General features: G+C 37.8%; 27 protein-coding genes. 26 read left to right on the forward strand and 1 reads right to left on the reverse strand.

Features of this window, described 5'->3' with window-relative positions; translation table 11 throughout:
* Positions 1–594: 594 nt before the first annotated feature.
* The 19 genes from AC2CGN_RS06860 (at position 595) to AC2CGN_RS06950 (ending at position 16,875) form a co-directional block, all read left to right on the forward strand.
* Positions 595–1,953: an aspartate kinase gene (locus AC2CGN_RS06860; protein WP_484512862.1), complete on the forward strand. Its 1,359-nt coding sequence runs from the start codon at positions 595–597 to the stop codon at positions 1,951–1,953.
* A 93-nt stretch (positions 1,954–2,046) separates the two neighbouring features.
* The gene (locus AC2CGN_RS06865; protein WP_054771733.1) at positions 2,047–2,229 is read left to right on the forward strand and encodes a hypothetical protein; all 183 of its coding nucleotides are present in this window, start codon (positions 2,047–2,049) and stop codon (positions 2,227–2,229) included.
* Between the two features lie 237 nt (positions 2,230–2,466).
* Positions 2,467–3,147 carry an adenosylcobinamide amidohydrolase gene (locus AC2CGN_RS06870; protein WP_429981521.1) on the forward strand — a complete coding sequence of 227 codons (681 nt, stop codon included), beginning with the start codon at positions 2,467–2,469 and terminating at the stop codon, positions 3,145–3,147.
* Positions 3,147–4,103, forward strand: a complete 957-nt coding sequence (gene cbiB / locus AC2CGN_RS06875) for an adenosylcobinamide-phosphate synthase CbiB (RefSeq protein WP_286923103.1) — start codon at positions 3,147–3,149, stop codon at positions 4,101–4,103. Before AC2CGN_RS06870 ends, cbiB begins: the two co-directional genes overlap by 1 nt.
* Entirely contained in the window at positions 4,090–5,169 is a 1,080-nt protein-coding gene (locus AC2CGN_RS06880) for a pyridoxal phosphate-dependent aminotransferase (protein ID WP_429981522.1), read from the forward strand. The genes cbiB and AC2CGN_RS06880 overlap by 14 nt, the downstream gene beginning before the upstream one ends.
* Positions 5,170–5,180: 11 nt before the next feature.
* Positions 5,181–5,789 (forward strand): histidine phosphatase family protein, encoded by a 609-nt coding sequence (locus AC2CGN_RS06885; protein ID WP_429981523.1) that lies wholly within the window; start codon positions 5,181–5,183, stop codon positions 5,787–5,789.
* A 3-nt stretch (positions 5,790–5,792) separates the two neighbouring features.
* Positions 5,793–6,377, forward strand: a complete 585-nt coding sequence (locus AC2CGN_RS06890) for a bifunctional adenosylcobinamide kinase/adenosylcobinamide-phosphate guanylyltransferase (RefSeq protein WP_484512865.1) — start codon at positions 5,793–5,795, stop codon at positions 6,375–6,377.
* Between the two features lie 34 nt (positions 6,378–6,411).
* Entirely contained in the window at positions 6,412–7,188 is a 777-nt protein-coding gene (gene cobS / locus AC2CGN_RS06895) for an adenosylcobinamide-GDP ribazoletransferase (protein WP_484512867.1), read from the forward strand.
* On the forward strand, positions 7,161–7,760 hold the full coding sequence (locus AC2CGN_RS06900) for a histidine phosphatase family protein (protein WP_429981526.1): 600 nt from the start codon (positions 7,161–7,163) through the stop codon (positions 7,758–7,760). The genes cobS and AC2CGN_RS06900 overlap by 28 nt, the downstream gene beginning before the upstream one ends.
* Positions 7,709–8,101 carry a bifunctional adenosylcobinamide kinase/adenosylcobinamide-phosphate guanylyltransferase gene (locus AC2CGN_RS06905; protein WP_484512869.1) on the forward strand — a complete coding sequence of 131 codons (393 nt, stop codon included), beginning with the start codon at positions 7,709–7,711 and terminating at the stop codon, positions 8,099–8,101. The genes AC2CGN_RS06900 and AC2CGN_RS06905 overlap by 52 nt, the downstream gene beginning before the upstream one ends.
* Positions 8,102–8,121: 20 nt before the next feature.
* A complete protein-coding gene (locus AC2CGN_RS06910) occupies positions 8,122–8,616 on the forward strand; it encodes an ECF transporter S component (RefSeq protein ID WP_484512871.1) in 495 nt (164 codons plus the stop codon).
* The gene (locus AC2CGN_RS06915) at positions 8,613–9,314 is read left to right on the forward strand and encodes a hypothetical protein (RefSeq protein WP_484512873.1); all 702 of its coding nucleotides are present in this window, start codon (positions 8,613–8,615) and stop codon (positions 9,312–9,314) included. Before AC2CGN_RS06910 ends, AC2CGN_RS06915 begins: the two co-directional genes overlap by 4 nt.
* A 505-nt stretch (positions 9,315–9,819) precedes the next feature.
* Entirely contained in the window at positions 9,820–11,553 is a 1,734-nt protein-coding gene (locus AC2CGN_RS06920; protein WP_484512874.1) for an ABC transporter ATP-binding protein, read from the forward strand.
* Positions 11,550–13,361, forward strand: coding sequence for an ABC transporter ATP-binding protein (locus AC2CGN_RS06925; protein ID WP_484512876.1), 1,812 nt, complete (start codon positions 11,550–11,552; stop codon positions 13,359–13,361). Before AC2CGN_RS06920 ends, AC2CGN_RS06925 begins: the two co-directional genes overlap by 4 nt.
* A 134-nt stretch (positions 13,362–13,495) precedes the next feature.
* Positions 13,496–14,476, forward strand: a complete 981-nt coding sequence (locus tag AC2CGN_RS06930) for an alpha/beta hydrolase (protein WP_484512878.1) — start codon at positions 13,496–13,498, stop codon at positions 14,474–14,476.
* Positions 14,473–15,144 carry a response regulator transcription factor gene (locus tag AC2CGN_RS06935; RefSeq protein WP_484512880.1) on the forward strand — a complete coding sequence of 224 codons (672 nt, stop codon included), beginning with the start codon at positions 14,473–14,475 and terminating at the stop codon, positions 15,142–15,144. The genes AC2CGN_RS06930 and AC2CGN_RS06935 overlap by 4 nt, the downstream gene beginning before the upstream one ends.
* Positions 15,141–16,055: a sensor histidine kinase gene (locus tag AC2CGN_RS06940; RefSeq protein ID WP_484512881.1), complete on the forward strand. Its 915-nt coding sequence runs from the start codon at positions 15,141–15,143 to the stop codon at positions 16,053–16,055. Before AC2CGN_RS06935 ends, AC2CGN_RS06940 begins: the two co-directional genes overlap by 4 nt.
* A 117-nt stretch (positions 16,056–16,172) precedes the next feature.
* Entirely contained in the window at positions 16,173–16,643 is a 471-nt protein-coding gene (locus AC2CGN_RS06945; RefSeq protein ID WP_484512883.1) for a DUF2975 domain-containing protein, read from the forward strand.
* Positions 16,644–16,653: 10 nt separating this feature from the next.
* On the forward strand, positions 16,654–16,875 hold the full coding sequence (locus tag AC2CGN_RS06950) for a helix-turn-helix domain-containing protein (protein ID WP_054771737.1): 222 nt from the start codon (positions 16,654–16,656) through the stop codon (positions 16,873–16,875).
* 138 nt (positions 16,876–17,013) lie between these two features.
* Here the strand turns inward: AC2CGN_RS06950 and AC2CGN_RS06955 are convergent, their stop codons facing one another.
* Complete coding sequence (locus tag AC2CGN_RS06955) at positions 17,014–17,883, reverse strand: LysR family transcriptional regulator (protein WP_484512885.1); 870 nt, start codon at positions 17,881–17,883, stop codon at positions 17,014–17,016.
* Positions 17,884–18,012: 129 nt separating this feature from the next.
* On the opposite strand from AC2CGN_RS06955, the gene AC2CGN_RS06960 reads away from it, so the two are divergent.
* The 7 genes from AC2CGN_RS06960 (at position 18,013) to AC2CGN_RS06990 (ending at position 23,813) form a co-directional block, all read left to right on the forward strand.
* On the forward strand, positions 18,013–19,200 hold the full coding sequence (locus tag AC2CGN_RS06960) for an MFS transporter (protein ID WP_484512887.1): 1,188 nt from the start codon (positions 18,013–18,015) through the stop codon (positions 19,198–19,200).
* Positions 19,201–19,302: 102 nt separating this feature from the next.
* A complete protein-coding gene (locus tag AC2CGN_RS06965; RefSeq protein ID WP_484512889.1) occupies positions 19,303–19,674 on the forward strand; it encodes an SRPBCC family protein in 372 nt (123 codons plus the stop codon).
* Positions 19,675–19,786: 112 nt separating this feature from the next.
* A complete protein-coding gene (locus AC2CGN_RS06970; protein ID WP_484512891.1) occupies positions 19,787–20,320 on the forward strand; it encodes a sigma-70 family RNA polymerase sigma factor in 534 nt (177 codons plus the stop codon).
* Positions 20,304–21,176: a hypothetical protein gene (locus tag AC2CGN_RS06975; RefSeq protein ID WP_484512893.1), complete on the forward strand. Its 873-nt coding sequence runs from the start codon at positions 20,304–20,306 to the stop codon at positions 21,174–21,176. The genes AC2CGN_RS06970 and AC2CGN_RS06975 overlap by 17 nt, the downstream gene beginning before the upstream one ends.
* Before the next feature lie 117 nt (positions 21,177–21,293).
* Positions 21,294–22,010 carry a toast rack family protein gene (locus AC2CGN_RS06980; RefSeq protein WP_484512894.1) on the forward strand — a complete coding sequence of 239 codons (717 nt, stop codon included), beginning with the start codon at positions 21,294–21,296 and terminating at the stop codon, positions 22,008–22,010.
* A 200-nt stretch (positions 22,011–22,210) separates the two neighbouring features.
* A complete protein-coding gene (locus AC2CGN_RS06985; RefSeq protein ID WP_484512896.1) occupies positions 22,211–22,753 on the forward strand; it encodes a sigma-70 family RNA polymerase sigma factor in 543 nt (180 codons plus the stop codon).
* On the forward strand, positions 22,737–23,813 hold the full coding sequence (locus AC2CGN_RS06990; protein WP_484512897.1) for a DUF4179 domain-containing protein: 1,077 nt from the start codon (positions 22,737–22,739) through the stop codon (positions 23,811–23,813). Before AC2CGN_RS06985 ends, AC2CGN_RS06990 begins: the two co-directional genes overlap by 17 nt.
* Positions 23,814–23,823 lie beyond the last annotated feature (10 nt).

The following is a 23,823-nucleotide window of genomic DNA, read 5'->3' on the forward strand; positions in this document are numbered from 1 at the left end:
AAGAACAGCTCAGGTCCGCAAGAAAATCGCTCGGGAAGGCCAAAGAATCGCTCAGGTCCCAGAGAAAGTCGCTCGGGTAGGCCAAAGAATCGCTCAGGTCCCCGGGAAAGCCGCTCAGGAAGATCAAAGAATTGCTCGGCTCCAATTGCGAATGTTGTTTAAAATAGCACAAACATCACTATTTTCTCAGCATATCATAATAAGGTAAGCGTTTTCTTTTATTTATATAGAAGAAACCCATAACACTCTGTCAAAATGGGAACAAAATCAGGGGAAGAATCTTGCAACTACTTTTGTAAAGCCAACACATGTCCTAATGACGATAATTTCCGGAAATTCGATGATTTAAGCTGATTCAGACGAAGAATTGTACGATTATATGAATTTCACAAAAAATATTTGTAAAAACCTTAACTATTTCGTATGAAATCCGTATAATAAATCAAACAGTGCGAAAATTGTCCATTTTCTATCGGTAAATTGCGTGAATTTTTTAAATTGTATTGACGTGGGGAACGATAATTTGTACACTGTGTACATTCAATTGTTTTTTGGAGGAATACAATTATTTCAAAAAGTTAGGATTTGATAGATATGATCGTATGTAAATTTGGTGGAACATCTGTAGCAAGTGCAGAACAAATTCAAAAAGTAGCAAACATTGTAAAATCTAATCCGGCACGTAAAATTGTTGCCGTTTCAGCGCCAGGGAAACGCTCTGGGGATGATATAAAAGTAACTGATTTATTAATTCATTTAGCAATGGCAGCCGTAAAAAATGAAGATACTGAAGAGAAAATCCAAACTGTTGTCAACCGTTTTAAGGCAATTGCAGATGGTTTGGCATTAGATTATGCCATTTGTGACGTGATTGCGGAGGATCTACGTGAGCGTGTACAGGGCGATAAATCCAATGAGGAATTATTTATTGATAGCATTAAAGCTGCAGGTGAAGACAATAATGCTAAGCTTATCGCAGCATATTTCAATTCGATTGGTATGCCAGCACGATATGTAAGTCCAAAAGAGGGATTGGTGGTCAATGATTTACCAGAACGCACTTTTGCATTACCCGAGGCTTATATCAATTTAGCACCACTCAAAAACACAAAAGAAATTATTGTGTTCCCAGGTTTCTTCGGTTACACTAAAGCGGGCGTATTGCGTACATTTGACCGTGGTGGCTCCGATATTACAGGCTCTATTCTCGCAGCAGCTGTGGAGGCAGAGCTTTATGAAAACTTTACGGATGTGGATTGTGTGTTCTCTGCGAATCCGAAAGTCGTGAATGATCCAGTGGAAATTAAAGAAATTACGTATCGCGAAATGCGTGAATTATCCTATGCAGGCTTTTCCGTGTTCCATGATGAAGCGCTGATGCCTGTCTATAAGATTGGGGTGCCAGTTAACATAAAAAATACAAATAATCCTTTAGCCCCAGGTACTCGTATCGTACCAAGCCGTCCTGCAACAGGTCGTCCGGTTACAGGTATTTCGGCAGACAGTGGCTTTTCAACTTTATATGTCTCTAAATATTTAATGAATCGTGAAGTAGGCTTTGGCCGTAAGCTGTTACAAATTTTAGAGGATGAAAATATTTCATATGAACACACACCGTCTGGTTTAGACGATATTTCTGTTATAATGCGTTCAAATCAATTGACACCAGAAAATGAAGCACGCATTTTGACACGCGTGAAAAATGAATTGCAGGCAGATGATGTGCAAATGCGTCATGGTTTTTCAATGATTGTTATCGTTGGCGAAGGTATGCGGAACAATACAGGTCTAGCGGCACGTGCTGCTACTGCGATTTCCAAAACAGGTGCAAACATTGAGATGATTAATCAGGGTTCATCAGAAGTAAGTCTAGTATTTGGTGTGCTCCAAGAATTTGAAAACAAAATTTTACAAGCACTTTATGGAGAATTTTTTGCACATGTGCAAGCATAAGGAAATAAACACTAATCCTTACCTGGATTAGTGTTTTCTTTTTAGCTAGAATACGGTAAAATCGAGGACGTACATAGATAGGAGGGCTTTCTATTGAAAAATTTATCAATTGGTATGCTGTTATCAGTGGTTGGGATACTATTTGTTTGTCTAACAATCATGGATGTTTTACCATCCTCGACAAAAACTATGAAATTTGTCTATATCGGAATTGGCTGGGTATTTATCATTGCCGGGTCTGTAATTCGTTTTAAAAATTTAAAACAAAGACAATAAGTGTATCAAGAAATTAAATTGTTATAAAACATAAATTTATGATACAATTTCAAAGAAAATAAATAATTTGAGTAGTATGAAGTTGTAATGCTGTACAAAAATTCAGAAGTTTCAAATTTGAAGTTTATTATTAATTTAAAAATTGGACAGTACAAATTCTTCTTTGTAAGAATTTGTTTTTTTATGGCTGTAATCGTCATAAAGAATGGTTCTAATTTTAGTAGGAGGCTTTATGAAATGCCCGTACTTCGTAAGGAAGATATTCATATTTTCGAACATTATGTTGCTCTGCAAACAGCTTCGCCGATGAAGGTTGTATCCTCAGCTATGCACAATCCAGGCTTTGGCTATTATACACACTTCATGAATCGATCAGTGCCGAAGACGTATGACGAACGGAAGCCACATCTGGAATTACAACAATTTTTACATAAAGAGGGTTTTCCAATTGATAGCACAGTGGCAATGATGACGGCTGTCTATGCTAAATTTGCAACAATTCGGGAATTTACCGTTGAAGGCATCCACCTAGTTGTTATGATAACGGCTGGACTCGGCAATGCCGTAGATATTACGCGTGCCTATCATCGGCAGGAGCAATATTATGCGGGCACCATTAATACTTGGGTCATGATTAATGGAAAGCTATCAGATGAAGCTTTATTTCAGGCGATGATCTCTACAACAGAGGCAAAGGTTAAGGCTATTATTGATGAGGGTATTATCGACCCTACAACTGGTACGCCTGCTACTGGAACATCAACAGATAGTTTGCTTATTGCCTCGACAGAAGAAGGGGAGTACCATCAATATGCGGGCCCGATTACAATGCTAGGAAAAGTGATAGGTCATGGTGTATATGTGACAATGCGAGAGGCGATTCAAAAATATAAAAAAGATAAAGAGGGGAATTTGTGATGTTGGCATTGGTCATTGCCTGTATCATCGGGCTTGTTTTTGATTTACTAGTAGGTGATCCTCCTAAACTGCCTCATCCAGTTCGTTGGATTGGAAAGCTTATTCAAGCTCAAACGGAATTATGGAATAAAGGGAAAATGAGAAAATTCCGCGGCATGGTCATGGCACTCGCTGTTGTGGGCACGACCATGTTTGTAGTTACGGCTATTCTGCTAATAAGCTACCAAATTAGCTTGCTATTGGGCATTGTGGTGGAAGGGCTTCTTATTGGTATTGGACTGGCTCAGCGAAGCTTAAAGGAGGCTGCAATGGCAGTATATGAACCGCTTGTTAAGGGTGATTTTGCCGAAGCACGTGTAAAGCTATCTTGGATTGTTGGACGAGACACTGATAATCTAGGTGAGGATGAGATTGTGCGTGGTGTCGTGGAAACAGTATCAGAAAATACAAGTGATGGTGTAACAGCCCCGTTATTCTATGCTTTTTTATTTGGTGCCATTGGTTTATGGGGCTATAAGGCTGTTAACACCTTAGATTCGATGGTTGGCTACAAAAATGATCAATATAAAGACTTTGGCATGTTCTCAGCGAAGCTTGATGATGTTCTTAATTTTATTCCGAGTCGTATCACAGGTCTACTCATTGTATTGGGTACAAAAAATGAAACAGATGTATCCCTTAGAAAACGTTTAAAACGCTGGGCACAGGATGCCAAGAAGCACCCTAGTCCTAACAGTGGCTATTTAGAGGCAGCAACAGCTGTGCAGCTAGGGGTAGAGCTAGGTGGTAGAAACTCCTACCATGGGGTTGTCTCACACCGAGCAATTATGGGGGAAAAATTAGTACCCTTAACAAAGGAGCATATCGCTACATCCGTTATACATATGAGAATAGCGACATTGCTCTTTACACTTGTTATGTTAGCAGTGGAGGTGTTAATATTTGCAATTACCTAATCATGGAGCGAATCCACAAAATGTCTATCGGCAGTTAGGGCTTGTTATGCCAGAAGATGTCTATGATTTTAGCGAAAATGTTAATTCAGCAGGGCCGCCTCCGTTTGTGGAGGCACGCTGGCGAACATTTTATCCGCTTATTCAACGATATCCTGATCCAGATGGTGAGCCATTCCTTACAAAGGTTGCAGCTTTTCATCATGTGATAAAAGATTCTATTTTACTTGGAAATGGGGCATCTGAACTTTTTGCTGTATTGGCTAGACGCTATGCTTGTAAGCGTGTTATTATCGTTCATCCAACTTTCTCTGAATATGAACGAACATTGCAAGCTGTTGGCGCAAATATTGTACCGATTATCGTAGAGGATATTGTCCAATATGCATTACCGATGGAACAATTAAAGCGAGAAATGGTAAATGCAGATGCTCTTTATATTTGTACGCCCAATAATCCGACAGGTGTGCTACCTCAAAAAGTAGAGCTGGAACAGTTAATGATTCATGGAGCAAGCGTAAATTGTGAGCTTGTTATTGATGAAGCCTTTATTGACTGGGTGGATGAAGGGTACTCTTTAATCGGACATGTAGCGAAAAACCCTCATGTGCTTGTTGTACGTTCGATGACAAAAATGTATGCTATTCCAGGGTTGCGATTGGGCTATTTAGTTGCAAACCCAGTAGTTGTAGGAGAGCTAAAGGGCATGCTTGCTCATTGGAATTTAAATGCCTTTGCACTTGTTATAGGCGCGGGGTGCTTAGATGAACAATATTATTGTCAGCGAGCTATTACCTATGCGAGAAACCAGCGAGACACATTACAAAGTTACTTACAAGAAAACGGTTGTCAGGTGACGAATAGTGTAACCAATTATATATGCTTTGCATTACCCAAAAATCAGTCAGCAGATGCCTTTTTTACGTATTGTTTATCGAAGGGTGTCGTGCTGCGCCATACTCATAACTTTTTAGGATTAAATGGCGAATGGTTCCGTATTGGTATAAAAGATATTACGGCTATGACTTATTTACATAACTGTTTGCAGACTTGGTTTAAAGCAAATTAGGAGTGAGAAGAGTGACAACATTTTATCTAGTAAGACATGGTGAAACGATGTGGAATAAGGAGTATCGTTTACAGGGGTGGTTAGATTCACCATTAACCGAAGTGGGAGTTTTACATGCAAAAAAGCTACAAGAATATTTAAAGAATATATCCTTTGCTGCAGCATTTAGTAGTTCAAGTGGTCGGGCAATGGAGACGCTTCATATTCTTGTTGGTGATCGCCAGCTCCCAATTTTTTATGAAAATGATTTACGAGAAATTTATTTAGGAGACTGGCAAGGGAAGACGATGGAGGAAATTCAAAAAACACACTGCTCAGAGTATGAATTATACATGAATTATCCCGCTCAATTTGTTGCTACTCATACCGAAAGCTTTGGTGCAGTGACAGAACGGGCAATGTTTACGCTGAAGAAAATTGCAGAAAAATACCCGCAAGACAATGTTTTAATTGTTTCTCATGCTGTCACAATTAAATGCATGATTAATGCTATTTTAGATCGTAGTATAGATCAGCTATGGGCAGAGCCATTTATCAACGGGACAAGCGTTACGAAAGTGGAACATCTTGAACAGCAATGGCATGTGAAAGAGATAGGAACGATTTATCATCTGCAATAGGAGGTGTTTACATTGCCATTGATTTTCATAACTGGTGGAGTACGCAGTGGTAAATCCCATTTTGCAGAAAAAATGGCGATTGCGCATTATTATACGGAATCGATGCAAGCACAGCATCTTGTTTATATTGCGTCAGGAATTGCGCTGGATCATGAAATGGAGAAACGAATACAGCGTCATCAGGCTGATAGGCAATCTCAAGGAATCCAATGGCTAACGATTGAAGCCCCGTATAAGATGGCAGATTCGCTCCAAAGTCTAAGAGATGGTGATGTCGTTTTATGGGATTGCGTCACAACATGGCTAACAAATGCTTTTTATGAGGGCTTTGATAAAGGAACGCCATGTGTAGCGCAACCGGGCTGCTTAGAGAGGAAGCTAAGCGATTTAAAAATAGCTGTACAATCATTACTTAGCAAAAAGATCATGCTAATAGTTGTATCCAATGAATTATTTGATGAGCCTCCGTATCTTAATGAAGAGGTAGAATTATACCGACAAATGCTAGGGAATTTCCATCAGTGGATTGTTTCGATGGCAGCGGAAGCCTATGAAGTAAATTATAGTATCGTAAAAAAATGGAAATGATGTCCTTGAATCTAAAATGAAGGAAGGCAAGACGATGAAAAATTTCTGGCAGAGCCTATTACTCGCATTACAGTTTTTTACAGTTTTGCCGGTACATAAAGAACTATCATTAACAAAAGGAACTGTTACAGGGATGTTCGCCTTTTTGCCATGGGTAGGTGCATTAATGGGTACGGCAACGGCGGCAGTGATCTATAGCTTAACGGAATGGACGGCAAGCAGTGAAATATTACTGTCCTTTGTGATTATTGGGCTATTTGCTTTATTCACTGGAGGTTTACATTTAGACGGATTTATTGATATGGGAGATGCTTATTTTTCGTATCGGGATGGTGAGAAGCGATTAGAAATTTTGGATGATCCGCGTGTCGGCGCATTTGGTGTGCTCTCTGTGTTATTTTTAGTGCTTGGAAAATTTGTCATACTGCATGAATTACTGGTACAGCATAAGTTCGCACTTTGGATGCTTATTTTTATCCCTTTATTAACGAGAGTAGGTATGAGCTTTTATTTTATGTCACTAAAATGTTCAAAAGAAAAAGGGCTTGCCTACTTTTTTAAATCTCATATTAAGCAATATGTACTAATTAGTTTCATGCTTATTACATTAATTGTCGCATATACAATCGTCTTCCTTATTGCAGGCTTTACATTTGTCCCAATTGTGCTTCTAGTGGTTTTAGCTATTGCCCTTGTGGTTTTCCGACAATTTACAATGCGCAACTTTGGTGGCGTTTCTGGTGATTTACTAGGCGCTTCCATTGAGGGAATGGAGGTAGTATTGTGGATAACATTGTTATTGTGCGCTTAATGAGGCATGCACCAACAAAAGAGAATTTGGAAAAGCGTTATCTTGGCTGGACGGACGCATCATTAGCTGATATATCTAAACTATCGATTGTAGATAAAAATGTTATGAAAGTATATGGCAGTGATTTGCGACGATGTAGGGAAACTGCTGCTCATTATTTTCCGAATGCTACTTACATAACTGATTGGCGACTTCGAGAGTCCAACTTTGGGGAGTTTGAAGGAAAAACATATGAGGAGTTAAAATCTGACCACAGGTATTGTGCATGGTTAGACAACCCTGTTTTGTCTCCACCACCAAATGGGGAAGGCTTTGCTGCATTTTGTCAGCGTGTGAAAGATGGTTTTTCTGCGCTACCAAGGGATGAAGATAACTATTATGTGGTTGCACATGGTGGCGTTATTCGAGCATTACTTGTAGAATTTGCCCCAGTGGAGCAGCCCTTTTGGACGTATAATGTGCCACATGATAAAATGTTTACTTTAACATTTTCAAGGAAAGCTTGGGAGGAGGGAAATAGATGCATGTCTTTATTGGAGGAGCCTATAATGGAAAAACCGACTATGTTATGACATTGCTTGAAGATCAAGAGGCTGTATTAGTTGATGGTTATTTACCTGAATCTATTCCTGAATGTGATGTATTAGTTATCAAAGGCCTTGAAAAGTGGCTTGTCACACAAAATCTTGAGGAGGATGAGGCTCTTGTCAAAGCCATGTTAACAAGACTACAGGCTCTAGAGGAAAATAGGACATTGTATATCATAGTTACTGATATGGGGCGCGGGGTTGTGCCGATGGAAAAGCAGGCACGATTACTACGTGATACTTGTGGGCGATTGTATCAAGCTTTGTTTGCTGAAGCAGAACGTGTCATACGCATATGGTATGGTATCGCAGAGCAAATTAAATAAGACAGAAAAGAGGGAATGGAATGAATCGACAAAGATTGACGAAATTGACGCTCACTGCAATGGTAGCCGCTATCTGTGCTGTTGGAGCGGTGATTAAAATTCCAGCAATTATATCGACTGCTGCATTGGACTCCGCCCCTGCATTTTTAAGTGTTGTATTTTTATCGCCAGTATTAGCAGGAGTTGCAGGAGGCATTGGGCATTTTATTACAGCTTTAACGACTGGATTCCCATTTGGACCATTACATATTATCATCGCAGTAGAAATGGTTATCGTCGTTTGGATATTTGGAATAATGCATAAAAAAGGCCTGCATTTCTGGAAATGGCCTGTGGCACTTTTTTTAAATGGTGTGGTAGCACCATTACCATTTTATTTTATCATAAGTCCAGCATTCTACTGGGCATCGCTGACTAGTCTTCCGTTAGCAACGTTTATTAATTTGGTTATTGTAGCCGTTGTCATGCCGATACTTTCTAAGGTGTTTGTTCGTAAGGGTGGGCGAGTACATTGAGAAATGCAGTGAAAATAGGCGGGCTTATTGCGACTACAGATAATACTGCAGCAATTGGTGAAAAGCCACAAGATATTGTGTCAGCTTCAGATAAGCTCACGGCTTACTTTACAGCGCGTGTGACATTTTTAGAGCAGCTTGCAGCAAATGCATTACCTACGCATATTATACTAGCAAATTTTTCAGGGGATGCTGCTTGGTCTCGTTATGTAGCAGGCATACAGCAGGTTTTTGTGGAGGCTGGTCTAATATGCCCGCAGATAGATGGTAGTACAGAATCCAATATGCCAACTTTACAATCTGCTTTAGCGGTTACAATGCTTGGTGAGCTGCAAAAACGTTCATCCTATGAGCTTGAGCACCTTCGTTGGTATACGTATGGACTGCCACTTGTAGGCAATGAAGTCCTTGCGCAGCCCGAGGATGTTGCACAGCTTCAAGCTATTTATCATGCATGGAAAGAGGAAATTGTTCAGCAAGTTTGGCCTGTCGGTTCAAAGGGGCTACAAGCAGAGTTTACCCGACTTTTTGGTGAATTACAGGTTGAAAGTGTCTTAAATACTGAGAAAAGTGCTGGGCCTTGTACTGTACTATTACTTGGGATTCATCCAGCAAAAGAGCAACTAGCACAAAAGATTTTTTCTAGAAATTTTAAAAGGCTTTGTAAAACTACCTTATCTTGCTTCCAGAAAAAATAATTAAAAATTGCAAGGGGCAAAATCCTTATTGCAACTCTAGACACAAAAATGGATAACGGTAATTAGTTTGGCCTTGATTGTTCGTATAAGGATTTAAAGACTATGAAGTTATGGGCTTATGCAAAACGGATTTCGATCAATGTATCACAAGTAGAAGATAACAACTTTGATAAATGCAAAAGGAGAACCCACGTGAGCAAAAGCTTTCGTGGTTTTTTTAGCTGGCAATTAGGTTGATATTGACGGTTTGTATACTTTTGTATACAATTGTATGCTGTAGAGAGGTTTTCGATAGTCTGCAAATTGAATGTAGAGTGGTGGTTATTGACAGAGCATAGTAGTGGCTGTCAAATGGGAGAGAAGGCTTATGATTCCATAGTATTCAAGAGTCTACAAAGACATAATCTAGCAAAATATTACGAGACTCGAAAAACTTCTTCGCAATTGGGAATGATTTTCAGTTATAATGAGAAACGAATGATTTAACAGGAACGGAGTCGAAGGAATGCAGGCAATTAAACAATTAGGGCGCTATTTAGGACCCTATAAATTTTTTACATTGATTGCACCGCTGCTGATGGTGCTAGAGGTAACGATGGATTTACTTCAGCCCACAATTATGCAGCATATGATTGATACAGGCATTGTTAATGGTGATAATCCATATGTGCTGAAAATGTTCATATGGATGTTAGTAAGTGCGGTGCTTGGACTTTTTGGTGGAATTGGTTGTTCATATTATAGTTCCAAGGCAGCGATTCATTTTGCTTCTGATGTTCGCCAGTCATTGTATGAGAAAATGATGACGTATTCAGCAAAGGAACGTGATAATTTCACAACAGGAAAGCTTATTACGATATTAACAAGTGATGTGGAGAGTATTCAACGCGCGTTTATGATGACGTTGCGTATTTTTGTACGTGGGCCACTGCTCTTTATTGGTGCAGTTATAATTGTCTTTGTCACTGCTCGAGAACTATTTTCCATACTCCTGATTATTGTACCAATGTTAATCATAGCTATGTACTTTTTTACGAAGTATTCAGGTGTGCTATATCGCAGAGTACAAGAGGCCATTGATGGAGTGAATACAAAGCTACAGGAAAATTTAGCAGGGATTCGTGTGATCAAAGCCTTTCGTCGTGAAACACAGCAAATTGAACAATTTAGTAAACATAATGATGCACTGACAAAGCGTTTTATTACAGCCGAGCAAATTGTTGGTGTGCTTGTACCCTTTACTATGTTTGTGGTCAACTTGGGCATTGTTGCAGCACTTTGGCTTGGGGCAATTAAAGTGGAGGCAGGAACATTACAGGTAGGCGTCATACTCGCTTTTATCAATTATTTAACAATCATCTTGAATGGCTTGATGTCTTCAAGCATGGTGCTAATGCAAATTGCCCGTGCAATCCCTTCTGGTGAACGCATCATAGATGTTTTAAATAAAGAGGTGACAGTGAAAGAAGCAGAAAATGCACTTGCTACTCCAATCCATGGTGCAATTGATTTTCAAAATGTCAGCTATCGTTATTATGAAACGGCAGAGGATGTCCTCAAAAACATTACCTTTTCCGTGAAGACAGGACAAACAATTGGTCTCATTGGCAAAACGGGGAGTGGAAAATCCACGCTGGTAAAACTTTTACCTCGCTTATTCGACCCTACTAGTGGTGAAATACACTTGGATGGAAAGCCAATAAAGTCGTATGCATTGTCAACTTTACGTGAGCATATTGGCTTTACCTCTCAGAAAGCACTACTATTCTCAGGTGAGATTGAGAAAAATATTCGTGTAGGTAAGGAAAATGCAACAACTGAAGAACTACAAAAAGCATTGGATGCCGCATGTGCTACAGAATTTGTAGAACGACTTGATAAAGGCATCGCACATGAATTATCACAGGGAGCAACGAATCTTTCTGGTGGACAAAAGCAACGACTGGCCTTAAGCCGTGCACTAATCAGGCAGCCAGCTATATTAGTGCTGGATGATACTACATCAGCATTGGATAGTGCCTCTGAAAAACATGTGCAACAAGCTATTCATGAACAATATCAAAATACCACAACATTTATCGTCGCCTCAAAAATCGCTTCGATTCAGCAGGCAGATATCATTCTTGTATTAGAGGATGGCGAAATTGTTGGTCAGGGCACTCATCAAGAATTATTACAGAATAATAAATCCTATCAAGCAATCTTTGCTTCACAGCAAAAGGCTGGTGAACAATCATGAATCAAAATCAACCAAAGCAAATGAATTTTGGACGTGGACCTCGTATGAGTGGTCCAACTGAAAAGGCTAAAAATCAAAAGGTCACAATATACCGTGTATGGCAGTATGTGAAGCTACAAAAAATAGGGCTTTATTTCTCTATATTTTTTGTCATCGCCTCAACATTTTTAAGCTTAGCAGGCCCCTATATGATTGGACATATCGTTGATGACTATATTATGAAAAAGGACATTGCTGGAACGATTCGTCTCGGGATTGTCTTAGCCGTCATTTTTACAATCGCCTCTATTTTTACCTGGCTGCAAACATACGTCATGATTCATGTAGCGATGAAAACCATTCGCACACTGCGACTCGAATTATTTAAAAAACTTCAAACGCTCACCCTAAAATTTTTTGATCAGCGTGCACTTGGTGATTTAATGAGCCGTGTCACAAATGATATTGATAATTTAAATACAGCCCTTGCACAAAGTGTGACCCAAATTGTTTCATCCATTTTAACAGTGATTGGTGTTAGCATTGCGATGTTTTCTCTTAGCTGGCAGTTAGCCATTGTCACATTAATTATTATTCCGCTTATTGTTTTCGCGACAAAGCAAATTGTGAAACGTAGCAGTAAAAACTATGCAGCACGACAACGTGATTTAGGCAAACTTAATGGCTATATTGAGGAAATGATTACAGGAGCGGAAGTTGTCACACTTTTTGGAAAGGAACAGCAAACAATTGCCACATTCTATCAACAAAATGAAAATTTACGCAACTCGGCACAGCGAGCAGAAATTACATCAGGCCTTCTTGGTCCAATTAATAACTTTATGAATAACCTAGGTCTAGCCGTTGTTATTGGAACAGGGGCATTTTTATCAGTGCAAGGGTTTGTTTCTATCGGTGTCATTGCGGCATTTGTCACGTATACACGTCAATTTTTCCGTCCGCTAAATCAGCTATCCAATCTATTAAATACCTTCCAGTCAGCAATCGCAGGAGCAGAGCGTGTTTTTGAAATTTTAGATGAATCATCAGAGGTGACGGATAAACCACAGGCTATTGATATCCAATCTTTAAAAGGAGATGTGAGATTTCAACATGTGTCCTTTAGTTATTTACCAGAGAAGCCAGTCCTGAAAAATATAAGCTTTCATGCTAAAGCTGGTGACACTATAGCACTTGTTGGACCAACGGGATCAGGAAAAACGACTATTATCAATTTGCTTACACGTTTTTATGATGTGGATGCAGGTGAAATTTTGATTGATGGCCAAAACATTGAGAACTACAAAATGGCTACAATCCGTCAAAGAGTAGGAGTCGTATTGCAGGATACGTATTTATTTTCTGGGACTATTCGGGAAAATATTCGTTTTGGTAAGCTAGATGCGACAGACGCAGAGGTAGAGGAAGCAGCGAAAATAGCCAATGCTCATAATTTTATTAAATACTTACCAGCCCAGTATGATACGCCAGTACATGCAGGAGGCGGAAATTTAAGTCAGGGACAACGACAATTACTTGCTATTGCCCGGGCAATTTTGGAAAATGCAGATATTTTAATTTTGGATGAAGCGACATCAAGTGTCGATACGCAAACAGAGGTCGATATTCAAAAGGGCTTACAGCATTTGATGCAGGGGCGCACTAGCTTTGTCATTGCACACCGTTTAAAAACGATTGAGAGTGCCGATCAAATTCTCGTTATTCAACAGGGGGAAATTGTCGAGCAGGGCAATCATCAGCAGTTAATGCAACGTCAAGGGATCTATCATAACCTCCAACAAAAGCTTTCACTTGAGCAAGAAGTATAAATCATTCAATCGATCTATCCAGAATCATAAGTAGGAGCTGTCTAAAAAATTTTAGGCAGCTTTTTCTATAAAAATTAATCAGAAATTTATTTTTACCGTGTATCCTTTCAAATAACAATTGAAAGGAGAATTATATGAAAAAAATTAAGAAAATTCTAGTGTATGTAGGAGCATTTTTTTTGCTTGGTATAGTCGCTATTTGTGTGTATCATCAAATTCAGCTATATAGAGAAGCGGTTATTTTAAAGAATAAGGGTACATTGGTTGAGGTTGAACATCAAAAAATCAATGTCTATACGGAGGGGCATGGTGATGATACCTATGTCTTTATGGCAGGCTCTGGCATTGCTGCTCCTATGTATGAGATGAAAGGGCTTTATAGCAAATTCTCACAGGAGCATAAAATTGCTGTTATCGAAAGAGCAGGCTATGGATTTAGTGATATTACAGATGATAACCGAGATATTGATACTATATTAGAGCAAACGAGAGCAGCTCTTCTACAAAGTGGCAATAAGCCCCCTTATGTTTTAGTTCCACATTCAATCTCGGGTGTTGAAGCTATCTATTGGGCACAAAAACACCCTGAAGAAATTAAGGGTATCATTGGACTTGATATTGGTTTGCCGGGTCAATATGTGAAACATAAAATGGGCCAAATGGATACATGGATGATAAAGGGGATCAATCTATTAACGAAAATAGGCTTGCATCGTCTAACACCCTCGAAAGTTTATAACCCACAAGTAATGAGGCAATCCTTTTTAACAAAGGAAGAAAAAGCTATTTATCAAGCGTTGTCCTATAAACAATTTTTTAATAATAATATGAAGAATGAACTATTACAAGTCTACGAAAATAGTTTACAATCAGAAAAGTTGCCAAAACCTCAGAATACACCGATATTATTTATTGATGCCATTGCAGAGGAAAATAAATATACAAAACAAAAGCGCAAGGATTACAGAAATTTTGCTGAGCAAATAAATTTGGCAGATGTGAAAGAAGTAAGAGGTTCCCATAGCATTTATTTATATAAACCAGATGAGATTTATCAACTTGCTATGGCATTTATGGAAGAGAAAGTAGACAGCAAAGAAAGGTCGATAAAATGAAGGGTTTTACCATTTTAATAGTAGAGGATGATCAAACGATTGGTCATTTACTGCAAAAAATAATCCAACGTGAAGGCTATGAGGTAGTATGGAAAACAAGCGGTAAGGATATTGTACATATTATCCATCAAATTGATTTAGTAATCATGGATATTATGCTACCAGGAGAGGATGGCTATCAGCTGACAACGTTTATTAAAGGCTTAGGCTTACCTATTCCTATTATCTTTCTGTCAGCTCGAAATGACATTGAGAGTAAGCTAGAGGGGTTAACAGTTGGAGAAGATTATATGACAAAGCCCTTTGAACCGAGAGAGCTTCTTTTACGAATGCAAAAAATGCTCAAGCAGCATTATGGCTCTTTGATACAAATTCAGCACCTCTTGATTAGTACAGAGCAGCGAAAGGTATTTAAGCATAATATTCATGAAGAAATTGTTTTGACTGCTATAGAGCGTAAAATCTTCTTTTATTTGTTTGACAACCGAGATAGAGTGTTATCGAAGGATCATTTTTTTGACTACCTATGGCCGCTGGAGGATCGAAATCATAATATCATCAATGTCCATATTAAAAAAATTAGAACAAAAATGGATGATCCTACAGGTACTATTCTTCAAAATATTTACGGGGAAGGGTATCGTTTAAATACCTATATACGACAATGACATTAAAAACAAAATATCGCTTTCTATTATTTTCTGCTATTATCAGTGTTCCAATTGTATTATTAGGAATAAGTGTATTGATGTCCATTCTCTATGAGTTTGCCTTTAAATCGAAAAATCAGGACACAAAATCAATTAATTCATTGCTTACGAAAATTAACATGCTCCATCAAGTAATTCGTGACTTAGCAAGTGATGAAAGAACACCCCATACATTAGAAGTTAGCAGTGAGGATGAAATTGGACAGCTTATCCAATCTGTCAATATTTTAATTGAACGAACTACCTATCGGGAACTAGAATTGGAGCAACAACAACGATTGCAAAAGGAGCTTCTTCAAAAGCTAAGACACGATATCAATACACCACTCACAGCGATTCGATTACAATTATTTTATGTAGAAGATTCCCTAAAGGACCAGCCAGATTTGGTAGAGTCATTAAATGAGCAGATTCACTATATTGCCAACTTAACAAATGAATTATCGTTTCAATCCATTGATACAGTGGAAAGCTCTTATATTATAAAAGAGGAAGTGAGTCTGCCGAAATTATTGGAGACAATGATAGACAAATGGCGCTATTTATTTACCATTCATTCAATCGAATTAAGCTTTCAACTAAATGTATCAGAATTATTGTGGATGAGTAATGAATTATGGTTACAGCGTTTATTTGATAATGTGTTTCAAAATACCTTAAAACATTCCAAAGCCACAAAGCTTATGGTTATAATTGATAATGGAATGATTAAGATGATAGATAATGGGATTGGCTTTGAAAAAAACCACAAACATTGCGGATTAGGGTTACAGATTATCGAGGATATCGCTATGGTTCTTCAGCTACACTACACACTGGAATCAAGCAAAGCAGGTACATCATTTTGCTTTACCTCAAAGATGGAGTAATAAAATGTTTAGAAAAAAACAATAAAAATAAGCTCTAAATCGATAATGATTTATTGTAAATCGATAAAAGTGGTGCTACAATCAAACTTACAATAAATCCGTGATGAGGTGTATTTGTTGAAACGTGAAACACTCTTTTTAAAGATCGCTGTTTTTTTAATGGGATTGCCCGTTCTTTCCTTATGTATTTTAGTGGTGCCTCGAGTGGCAATAAAAGCAGCACAGCATTTTCCAAAAACAACTTTATTCGCTGTCATTGTTGTCTATGCAACGGCAATCGCTTATTTTATCGCCCTGTATACGACTATAAAACTTTTAAGCTATATTGATCAAAATATTGCTTTTTCAGAACGATCCGTCAAAGCTTTAATTACTATCAAATACTGTGCAATCATTATTAGTAGTCTATACGTGGTAGCCATGCCAATGATATACTATGTTGCGGAAGTAGATGATGCTCCTGGGCTTATTATCATCGGTATGGTCATTATTCTTGCTTCCTTTATCGTGGCAGTCTTTGCTGCTGTGCTTCAAAAGCTCTTAAAAAATGCCATCGATATCAAATCAGAAAATGATTTAACGGTTTGAGGTGAATACTATGGCGATGATCATTAATATTGATGTAATGCTAGCTAAACGGAAAATGAGCGTAACAGAACTTTCAGAAAAGGTTGGCATCACGATGGCGAATCTATCTATCTTGAAAAATGGTAAAGCAAAGGCGATTCGATTTTCAACTTTAGAGGCGATTTGTGAAGCTTTACAATGTCAGCCAGGGGATATTTTAGAATACAGGCGGAACGAAGATAATCAGGACTAAAGAAGAGCTTGGTCAAAACCAAGCTCTTTTTGGCATTTGGTTCAAATGGTTTTCGTAGCTGCATTAAAAAGATGGCTAGTTCCATGAGGTAAAACATTTGCAAGAGCATAGCCATGTTAAGGTTTGCCCTTGCAATTTTCAACTGGCTTCAAGTAAAGACTCAATAATCTTTTTTAATTGAAGAATGGGTGAGTTTTGCTGAATATTCTTTTTATAAATAAAGACCGTTTCGATAATTTTATTAAGCCCTTTTAAATCGTAAAAGTGAATGTTTGAATAATTATAAAGGTGAATTAATTTTGTATTTAACACAGCAATTGTATTGTCTATTTGTAGAAAATCGAGAATACTGCTGACGGATTTAATTTCTTTGATAGTAAAAGGGATGTTCTCATTTTTTAGCCATTCCACCATAGCCCGTGAATACATGCAGCCTTTACTTAGCACAAGCAATGTTACAGGTGTACGCCGCTTAAAATCAATCAGCTGCTGATTATTCGAAATCACTTCAAATGTTTCTGTAGCAATCAGGTCATAGTTTAAGTCAGGATAATGTGTAATCGGATTACTTGTCAGTGCACAATCCATCTCGGAATTGTGTACTTTTTGATTTAATGATGTACTGGATTCAACTGTGAAATCTACATCGATAAGGCTATTATTGGTCTGGAGTGCGTTCATAATGGGTGCACCATAAATTTTGATTGTCGTATGAGAAGTGCCGAAGTGGATGGTTGTTTGAGCTGGTCCAATAGCTTGTAAAAAGGCCTCATACTCTTGTGCAACTAACTTTAAAAAATGTAAATATTGAATACCTACATCGGTAATTTTTAAGCCTTGTGTTGTTCGTTTAAAAACCTCTTGCCCAATTTCTGCCTCCATTTTCTTCACTTTTGATGTTAATGCTGATTGTGTGTAATTCGTTATTTCAGCGGATTTACTTAAATTCTGCCTCTCCAATAGCTCAATTTTTAAGGCAATTTCTTCTCTATTCATATCTATTGTCACACACCTATTAAATATTTTGATAGACCCTATCATTTTCCTCCATTTTACGCATATGAGTAACGGGCGTAAACTCTAGGTAAATAAAATTATACGCACAAATAAAGTAGTGTAATGCTTTTGGAGGGTTTTATGCAAACATATTTTAAATGGGTTATCTTACTAGTGGCTACGCTTTCACAAACAGCGGCAACGTTTGTCACATATGGAATGGGGCCAATTGCCACGTTTTATCAAATTGAATGGCATTTATCATCTTTCGAAACAGGGCTGATTGTTTCAGCCGTCAATATAGGTCCAATTTTCTCGATGCTCATTTTTGGCTACTTGATGGATAAAAAAGGAGAAAAGCAAATTATTGGTTGGGGCTCCATATTATTAGGGCTGTCAGCATTACTACTTGTCTCCGTCAACAATTATACGACATTACTTCTTGTATTAGTAGTTGTCGGAATCTGGTATGGTAGTGCACAAACTGGGGGGAGTACGGCCATTGTGAAATGGTTTCCAGACAAGCATAGAGGGCTAGCAATTGGCATTCGTCAAACAGGCATCCCAATTGGTGGTGCCCTAGCATCGACTGTTCTAACGTATATGTACAATCATTTTTATCTATCCTCGGTTCACCTTATGCAAGGTATTGTAGCAATAGCTGGTGGCCTCCTTTTTTTACTGATATATCAAGAACCTAAAAATCATATAGAGGTAGCAGGCTCAACTTTTACATTTAGTGATAAGATCAAGGCCATAAAAAATAATAAAGACCTATATCCTATTTATATAGTAGGAATTGTAATGATGACCTTACAAATGATTCTTATTGCCCACTTCATGGGATACTTACATGAGGAAGGGGATTATTCATTAACAGAGGCAGGTTTCTATTTAAGCCTTATTTTGCTTGGTGGGATGATAGGGAGAGTAGGCCTTGCGTGGATCAGTGACCAATTTGCACAAAAGCGTGAACCATTATTAATCATAGTGATGTTAAGTACGGTAATATTTGCTATTAGTTTACCACTCATTCTACATTTCAAAAACTTTATGATTATTTATTGCTTTTTATTCGGGTTTATAGCACTTGGTTGGTATTCTTTGTTCATCACATGTGTGACAGAGAGATCCAATCCACATTATGTCGGCTTAACTGTAAGTGCAGCTTTAACCATCAATCAACTATTTATTGTGATTGCTCCATCCTTATATGGCTTTATGGTTACTATTTTATCAAGTCATCAGCTAGCAATGGACAGTATAGCAGGAATCGTTGCACTCGGTGCATTGAATTTATATAGGTCTACCAACAAAGCTTGTGATTAATTGGGATTTGATATCAACAGAGATAACGGAAAGCTGTTATCCATTCCATTAATAGGATAAAATAGTGGAAAGAGGAATGTTCTGTAAATGGAGGTGTCATGAATGAAAGAAAATAGTTCGATTTGGATTGATGCAGGTATTGATAAGATTTGGCAAGCTATAACGGATGAACAGCAGTTGTCACAATGGTATGCTCCAGGCTCTACATGGCAGATTCCATCATTGGTGGCTGGTGAAAAAATAATCTTCACATTAATGCCAAATGCTCATAATGGACTAACTGAAAAATTACCGATGATATTAACAATCAAAAATGTCATACAGAATCAGGAATTTTCGTTTTTCTTAGATGTAGAAGAAACCTTGATTGCCATATTATTAGAGGAAGCACAAAAGGGCACTACTGTTGTGATAAATATGAGTGGCTATGAGGCATCACTCGCCAATTTAAAAGCCTTAGTGGAAGGAAATTAAATAGTAGATTAAGCAAGTTTCATGAAATTTTATTTTTCATGAAACTTTTTCGTTAGTCGAGGGTCTAACTATAAATGCTTCTCAAGAAAGTGAAGCGAGGGGGATGATAAAGGTGATAAAAGAGGAAAAGGATGCTCATCTATCTCGTGCTATGACAACTTATGGCGATTATTTATTGCGCATATGTTATACATATGTGAAAAATTGGACTGTGGCAGAGGATTTAGTGCAAGATACATTTGTGAAATATTACGAAAAAATGGAACAATTTCGTGAGGAAGCTTCTGTTAAAACCTATTTATATCGTATAACCATTAATAATTGCCATAGTTATCTTTCAAGCTGGCGCTATAAAAAAATTCAAGTCATTGATTTTTGGGGCAAATTCATAAGCCTTTCCAATAATCCTGAGAAGGAAGTACTTGATAATGAAGCGGAGGCAATGCTTGTCGCATCCATCGAGGAATTGCCAATCAAATATAAAGATGTCCTACTATTATTTCATTTTGCTGAGTTTTCATTAAAGGAAATTGCGCATCTGTTAAAGCTACCCGAAAATACTGTTAAGTCAAGATTAAGGCGAGCGCGTCAAATGGTAGGACTAACGCTTATGGAGGAGGGATTTGAATATGGATCAGATTCATAGTGCCATGAATAATTTGTATAAGGATGCTACGTTTTCTCAGGAGCAACAGCTGAAAACCTTTCAAAAAATCAATGAAAAAAATACTAGAAGGTCGTTTATGCCTCTTATTCTTACCATCCTCATTACTGGATGTCTGTTGTTCGGTTTGAAGACAATGCTTGAACAGCATGATAATGTAATACAGTCCGCCTCAGCGGTTATTTATCCAGAAAAGTCTGGTGTGGTGAAAGATTATACGGCATTACAACGACCTTGGATGGTAGTTGGATTAATTTCGAGCATCGTATTATTTATCTATGCTTTATGGGCAATCAAGAAAAAATGGTATTGGCGATTACTACTATGTATCATTATCATTATTGCCATTTTGGGGAATATGTCTGAACGAATTGGAGATCGTGTTTATGTACAAAATGAAGCGGAAATTCAACAGGCAATACACTGGGGTCCTTTCCAACCTAATACCATGATAATGCATGATACATTAACGATCCCTCCTTATAGAATAGGCTATTTTTCAAGGGATAATATAAAGGGAATTTCAATTTTCAAGCATGATGGAAAAGGATATGCATTAGAGTATAATATACAAAGTGAATTGGATTATATGAACATCCTTTATTTTCGAGAAAACCACTTTATTGTTATACCTTTATTGGCAAATCATCATATCGAAAAATTAGTAATAAACACTGGCTCAAAGCGTATGGAGATAGCCATTGATTCGAATGGTGCGCAATTAGTGCCAGTGGAATTAGAGGCGACCGTAACTCCTTCACAGCTAATAATCGATGCTTTTGATCATGATGGAAATCAATTTTCTCCTTACAAATCTTCAGATATTTTCTCGTATTGAATGAGTCTTATCTACGTCTCAGGTCTTAGACGAATTTAAAGCGGAGGGTCGTTTTTATTATTTTGTATTCCTATATAATGAATTTATTGGTAAATTATATAGTGGGAGGAAATAAAATTGAAAAAAATAATTGGAATTGGCGTCATGATGGGTGCTTCCTTATTGCTTTTATCGGGGTGCTATTCAGTTTTCCCCGAAAAGACCAGAGATGAAACGCTCCTTGTGGAAAAGGATAAAGCAGAAAAGTTAGAGGTTGATATCAATCTTGGTGTAGGAGAATTAATTGTAAAAAAGGGCGCCAAGGATTGGATTGAAGGCACCGCTCAATATAATATTAAAAAATTGGCGCCACAGGTACATTATGATCTTAAGGGTAAGACAGGAACTGTAGAGGTCGAACATAAAGGCTCAACGAACATCCGTCTTGGAAAAATGAAAAATACATGGGATATCGAACTAAATGAGGATATTCCAATGGATCTCTCTATTGAAACAGGTGCCTCAACAGCAGAGCTTAATTTACGAGGCCTACAGCTTGAAAAATTAGATATTGAAACGGGTGTAGGTGATTTACTTGTGGATTTAAGTGGTGATTGGAAAAAAAGCTTCGAAACGAACATTGAAACAGGTGTTGGTGCAGCTACTGTCATTTTACCATCAACGGTTGGGGTAAAACTAACAACAGAAGAGGGGATAGGTTCTTCGAGCATAGAAGGCTTGATTTCAAAAGGTAAGGGTGTCTATGTCAATGAAGCCTATGAAAAAGCTAATGTTGTATTAGAGGTCAACTCTGAAATTGGTGTTGGTGATGTAACCTTTAAATTAGATAAATAGAGTTTAGTAGACTACTTTAGGTGAAGTAGTCTACTTTTTGATTGTCGAGAAAAGCGAAGGATAGATGAGCCAAACTGATGGATGAAAGCATCAAAGTGAAGGATAGAAGAACCAAACTGCCAGATAGAAAAAAGAAATTAATGAAAGTGAAACCTTTTACGTTAGTGAATGACTCTAAGTATTGAAAGGAGGGAAGCAGCATGGAACATGATATTTCTATCGTCCAACAGGCTATTGCAGGGGATAAGGAAGCATTTGAGCAGCTACTTATTTTAGAGGAAGAAAAGCTATTTTATACCGCGCTTTCTTATGTTGGCAAAAAGGAAGATGCTTTGGATGCAATTCAAGAGGCAGCATGTAAAGCCTATTTAAGTGTTGGTCAATTAAAGCAACCGGAATTTTTCTCCACATGGCTTTTTCGCATTTTAATCCATGAATGCTACCGTTTACTAAAAAAGGGACAAAAAATGATTCCTTATGAAGAACGTGAATTATTAAATCGTTTACAGCAAGAAGAAAATGTCGTGGTGAATCCAATCGACCTATCAGAAGCCATAAAGCAATTAAACCATTCTCAGCAAATGGCCATTATTTTATTCTATTATTACGATTTGCCGATGAAAGATATTTCAGAGGTAATGGAAAAGCCTGTTAGCACCATTAAAACGTATCTACATCGTGGAAAAAAACAATTGAAGCGAGAATTAGAAAGGAGTGTCACGTTTAATGAAAAAGTCATTTGATGCGGCTGAATTCCCTAGAGAAGAGGTACGAACAGCGATTGCAAAGGGTATACAACAAGCAGAGGAGCAAGCGAATAGGAGACAATCACCATTACAAATGAAAAGAAAAAGTAAACCATTATTATATGTAGCAAGTGTCGCAGCCGCATTTAGTATTATGGTAGGGTCTGCCGCATATGTATCACCCACTTTCGCAAGTACATTATCGCAGCTACCAATCGTTGGATCGGTATTCAGTAACTATGAATTTCTTGGGCTAAAACAAGTTAGTGAACAAGGTTTAACAAGCCTTATTGGAGAAAAGCATACAATCAATGGTATATCTGTAACGATAGACGAAGTCCTTTATGACGAATCCAATATTACGGTTGGATATACAATTGATTCTGAAAAGGAATTAAGTATTGAATACTTCGGAGCAGGACTGGAACTTACTATTAATGGTGCAAACCCTGTAGCGAATTCTGCAAGCTTTGGTAAAAAAGTTGTAGGTCCAACAGTTCAAACAGTTATTGCAAGATTTGATGTAAAGGAGCAAATGCCGGATTCCTTTAAAATGGGCTTAATGTTAGAAGGTAAAGAAGGAGAGAAATGGGAATTTACCGTTCCTGTTAAAAAGATTACGAATACTATTTATGTTCCAGTTAATTATCAGCAACAAGCAGAAGGCATTCAACTCGATGTGTCTAAAATTTCATTAAGCCCGTCAGGTATAGCACTTGACTATAAAGCTACTGAAAAGGGTACAATTGATAATCCACAAGTAGGTGCATCGTTTATAGAGTTCCGTATTACCGATCAGAATGGCAAAGAAATTACATCGCATTCAGGTGGGGGAGAAGGTCATTTCGATAATGATGTATGGAATTATAGCAGCATTAAATCCTTTCACCCGATTTCAGATGATGTTCAACAATTAACGATTACCCCTTATTTAGCACTTCCCTCAGGCGAAGGTGGTGTACAAGGTGTGGAAACAAAAATACCATTTGATAGGTCAGCACTAAAAGAAGTGAACTTCCAATCATTCACAGTAGATGTACCTAAGCAAACTAAATAAACATTCAAGC

The organism is Lysinibacillus sp. DFXJR4 (genome assembly GCF_057196045.1).